We start from the raw sequence: 4,590 nt of genomic DNA, 5'->3' as shown, positions 1-4,590 counted from the left end.
GTGGCGGAGGTGTAGGTCTCGAGGCATCCCTGACGACCGCAGCCGCAGGTGCGTCCGTTGCGGCGGATCACGGTGTGACCCACCTCGCCGGCGAAGCCATCGTGACCGTAGACCAGCTCGCCCCCGACGACGATGCCGCTACCGACACCGGTGCCGAGAGTGATCTCGATGAAGTCCTTCATACCACGTGCTGCGCCATAGGTCATCTCGCCGATGGCGGCTGCGTTGGCGTCGTTCGTCAGGACGACCGGGATCTGCAGCTCCTTCTCGAGCAGTCCTGCGAGTGGGATCTTGTCCTTCCAGGGGAGATTGGGGGCAAATTCGATCGAGCCATTGAAGTAATTCCCGTTGGGTGCTCCGATACCGATACCGAAGATCTTGTCCATCGTCAGGTCGATCTCGACCAGGTCACGGATGGCCACCCCGAGGTCCTTGATGTAGTCTCGGATGTCTAGGTGCTTACCGGTCTTGATGGAGCTGGTGCGCAGGATATTTCCTCGTGCGTCCACGATCCCGAAGGCAGTGTTGGTGCCACCGAGGTCGATCCCTATGACGTAGGGCTTGGACTCAATAGTTGGTTTATTTGCCATGGTTTGGTTCCTAAATAGTTTGTGGTGAGAGATTGTCATCCCCTCCCCGCACGGATATTTGCCCCGACTTGGGGCCGGAGGTCACTTGAGGACAAAGGGAGCCGGCATGCGACCGAGATCGAGCGCGTCACGGAGATTCAGATTGACCCGCCAGTTGTCATTCTCCCGCACGAGATTCATCGTCTGAGGGACCTCAAGGGTGGGGATGTCGTTCTTAGCGAGGTACTGCTTGATATTCTCCTTCATCTCATCGGGGAGGTCGGAGAGTGAGCTCATCCGCTTGCCCTTGGCCATCATCTGCTGCAGGATCTCGAGGCTGATGGTCTCCTTGATGATCTTGTCCATGTCCGGTACGGTGAGGACGTAGGTGACGGTGGCGGTCTCACCATTCACGATCTCCTTAAAGCCTGATGCCTTCAGCGCATCGCGGGTCTCCGGTACCAGATCGAAGAGTGCCTGTGCATCCTTCGGCATAACGTACTTGGTGATGAAGTTGTCGTACGTCATCGTGGTCTGATCGGCCTCGCAGAGGAGGTTATAGAAGGCTTGCATGTCGCCCTTGAGCTGGGCCTCGACAGCCTCCTTAGCGACATCCTTGGGCGAAGACTTGCCACAGCCGGTGAGTCCGAGGGAGAGCACCAGCGTCATGGCGATAGCCAGAATGGTATTGATACGTTTCATATCCGGTTTTGGTATTATATGAGTGATATATTCTTATTCTGTGTACTAAGGTACTCCTTTTCTGATAAAAATTAAGGTTTTTCCTGCGGAATATTATGCTGAGCGTCACTCTGCAGTCCCTCGGCGATCACTCCGCTCCCGTAGCAGAGGTGCTCCTCAGTGTCGTAGAGGGTGCAGAATTGCCCCGCTGCCACTCCCTGGATCGGCTCTTCGGCGAGCACGCTGTGGCTCCCGTCGGCGTGGCGACGGAGAAGCCCTCGGGTGAAGTCGGGCGTGTGGCGGACCTTAAGCGTCACCGCCATCTCGCTCGTCCCCTCCGGCATCGGGTCGCCGGAGATATAGTTCATCGCTCCCAGGCGGATCAGGTCGCTGTACTGCATCGCCGTGTCGAAGCCTCGGCTGACGTAGATCGTATTGGTCCCCACATCCTTCCGGATCACGTACCAGGGACCGCCACTCAGACCAAGTCCTTTCCTCTGTCCGATGGTGTGGAACCAGAAGCCCTTGTGCTCGCCCAGCACCTGCCCCGTCTCCAGCTCCACGATCGGGCCAATCCTCTCTCCGAGATGCTCCCGCAGGAAGTCGTCGTAGTCGATCCTGCCGAGGAAGCAGATCCCCTGGCTGTCGTCTCTGTGGGCGGTGACTAAGTGATGTTCCTCGGCGATGGCTCGGAGCCGCTCCTTGGGGAGATCCCCGATCGGGAAGAGTGCCTTATGGAGCTGTGGATAGGTGATCTGAGCAAGGAAGTCGGTCTGATCCTTCACCGGATCTACCGCTGTAGCGAGGTAGTCTCGTCCGTTGATCGTCTCCTTGCGGGCGTAGTGCCCCGTTGCGATATGGTCGTAGGTGGAGCCGGTGTAGCTGTCGAAGGCGCCAAACTTGATCCACCTATTGCACATCATGTCCGGATTGGGCGTTAGGCCCCTCTGCACCGACTCCAGCATATAGCCGACCACATGATCCCAGTACTCCCGGTGGAGGTCGATCATATCGAGCGGGAGATCGTACTTCCGCGCCAAGATCCGGACGATCACCTCGTCATCCTCTGCCGGACAACCGGCATAGCCCTCCTCCTTCGCCCCTATGCGAATATAGAAGAGATCCGGACGGATCCCCTGCTCGAGGAGACGAACCATCGCGACGGAGCTATCGACACCGCCGGAGAGGAGAAGGGCTGTCGAGGACATGATTACGAGAGTCGGCTGCCCGGGCGGACCTCCTTGGAGGTGGTTGCTACGGAGAGCGTGCCGTCAGGCTCTATGGCACTCAGGATCATACCGTTGCTCTCCAGACCCATCATCTTGCGACCGGCGATATTGGCGAGGAAGAGCACCTGCTTACCTATCAGATCCTCAGGATGCTCGTAGTAGGCGGCGAGCCCGGAGAGGATCTGTCGACCACCGAGACCGTCATCGAGCTTAAAGCGAAGGAGCTTCTTGGACTTCGGTACCCGCTCGCACTCCAGCACGGTGGCAACACGGATGTCAATTTTCTCAAAGTCATCGAATGGGATCTCCTCATCGATCGGATCCACAGAGAGATGAGCCGCTGCCTCTGCCTCCTTCGCTGCCAGTGTGGCCGCCTTGGCAGCGAGGAGCTTCTGCTTCTGCGCCTCCACCTGATCGTCCTCGATCTTCTCGAAGAGCAGCTCCGTCTTACCCAGCTGGTGACCAGCCTTGAGGAGGTCTATCTCACCGATCGCCTCCCAGTCCACCTGCTCGTCCATGGCGAGCATACGGCGGAGCTTCGCCATTGAGAAGGGGAGGAAGGGCTCGAGGAGCAGCGCACTATTGGCGGCGATCTGGAGGGCTACGTTGAGGATCGTACCGGTACGCTCGCGGTCTGTCTTGATCACCTTCCACGGCTCGAGGTCGGCGAGGTACTTATTGCCCAGTCGGGGCAGCTCCATGGCGGTACGCTGAGCATCGCGGAAGTGGAAGTCCTCCAGCAGTCGGGCGGTCTCCTCGCGGATTTCCTTCATCTTGCCGAGCACCTCCCTGTCCTCGTCCGTCAGCTCGGCGGCGGGCACCTTTCCGTCAAAGTGCTTCCCCGTCAGCACCATTGCGCGATTGACGAAGTTGCCGAGGATGGCCACCAGCTCGCTATTGTTGCGGGACTTGAAGTCCTCCCACGTGAAGTCGTTGTCCTTGGTCTCCGGGGCGTTGGCGGTCAGTACGTAGCGCAGGACGTCCTGCTTGCCGGGGAAGTCCTCGAGGTACTCATTGAGCCAGACGGCCCAGTTCTTCGAGGTCGAGATCTTGTCTCCCTCGAGATTGAGAAACTCATTGGAGGGTACATTGTCGGGGAGGATAAAGGAGCCCTCAGCCTTGAGCATGGCGGGGAAGACGATGCAGTGGAAGACGATATTGTCCTTCCCGATAAAGTGGATCAGCCTCGTCGAGGAGTCCTTCCACCAGGTCTCCCAGCTGTCGGGGAGTAGCTCGCGGGTATTGGAGATATAGCCGATCGGGGCGTCAAACCAGACGTACAGCACCTTCCCCTCCGCACCCTCGACCGGCACGGGGATGCCCCAGGAGAGGTCGCGGCTCACGGCGCGAGGCTTCAGTCCCATGTCGAGCCAGCTCTTGCACTGACCGTAGACGTTGGGGCGCCACTCCTTGTGCTCCTCGAGGATCCACTTGGAGAGCCAGTCCTGATAGTCATTGAGTGGGAGGTACCAGTGGGTAGTCGGGCGCTTCACAGGGGTGGCGCCGCTCAGCTTGGAGTGAGGGTTGATCAGCTCGTCCGGACTCAGCTCAGAGCCACACTTCTCGCACTGATCGCCATACGCCTCCTCGTTGCCGCAGCGGGGGCAGGTACCGACGATGTATCGGTCGGCGAGGAACTCTCCCGCCTCCTCGTCGTAGTACTGCTCGGTCGTCTGCTCGATAAACTTTCCCTCATCATACAGCTTGCGGAAAAAGGCGGATGCCGTCTCCTCGTGGGTCTTGGACGAGGTGCGGGAATAGATGTCGAAGGAGATCCCGAAGTCCTCGAAGGACCTCTTGATGATCCCATGGAACTGGTCCACCACCTCCTGCGGGGTGATGCCCCGCTTCTTGGCCTGGAGGGTGATCGGCACACCGTGCTCGTCTGAACCGCAGACGAAGAGCACCTCCCGTCCGCGCAGTCTCAGGTAGCGGGCGTAGATGTCTGCCGGCACGTAGACGCCGGCGAGGTGACCGATGTGCACCGGCCCATTGGCGTAGGGCAGTGCGGCGGTGATGAGAGTTCGCTTGAAGTGACTATTATCCTGACTCATGATCTGTATACCTTATATTATATAGGTCACAAAGGTACCACTTTTCGCCGACTGCCC

At 59.0% G+C, this 4,590-nt stretch carries 4 protein-coding genes; all 4 read right to left on the bottom strand.

Translation table 11 applies throughout. The features are described from left to right. The coding region (locus Q0F21_RS05475; protein ID WP_297238129.1) for an ROK family protein at nucleotides 1-590 on the bottom strand (590 nt) is incomplete at its 3' end. An 81-nt stretch (nucleotides 591-671) separates the two neighbouring features. After that, nucleotides 672-1,271 (bottom strand): hypothetical protein, encoded by a 600-nt coding sequence (locus Q0F21_RS05470; protein ID WP_297238127.1) that lies wholly within the window; start codon nucleotides 1,269-1,271, stop codon nucleotides 672-674. Between the two features lie 71 nt (nucleotides 1,272-1,342). Further along, nucleotides 1,343-2,458, bottom strand: coding sequence for a tRNA 2-thiouridine(34) synthase MnmA (gene mnmA / locus Q0F21_RS05465; RefSeq protein WP_297238125.1), 1,116 nt, complete (start codon nucleotides 2,456-2,458; stop codon nucleotides 1,343-1,345). A gap of 2 nt (nucleotides 2,459-2,460) precedes the next feature. After that, nucleotides 2,461-4,533: a methionine--tRNA ligase gene (gene metG / locus Q0F21_RS05460; protein ID WP_297238123.1), complete on the bottom strand. Its 2,073-nt coding sequence runs from the start codon at nucleotides 4,531-4,533 to the stop codon at nucleotides 2,461-2,463. Nucleotides 4,534-4,590: the final 57 nt, after the last annotated feature.

Source organism: uncultured Porphyromonas sp., assembly GCF_934359325.1.
In the GTDB taxonomy this organism is placed as follows: domain Bacteria; phylum Bacteroidota; class Bacteroidia; order Bacteroidales; family Porphyromonadaceae; genus Porphyromonas_A.
This window is presented reverse-complemented; position numbering and strand designations above follow the sequence as displayed.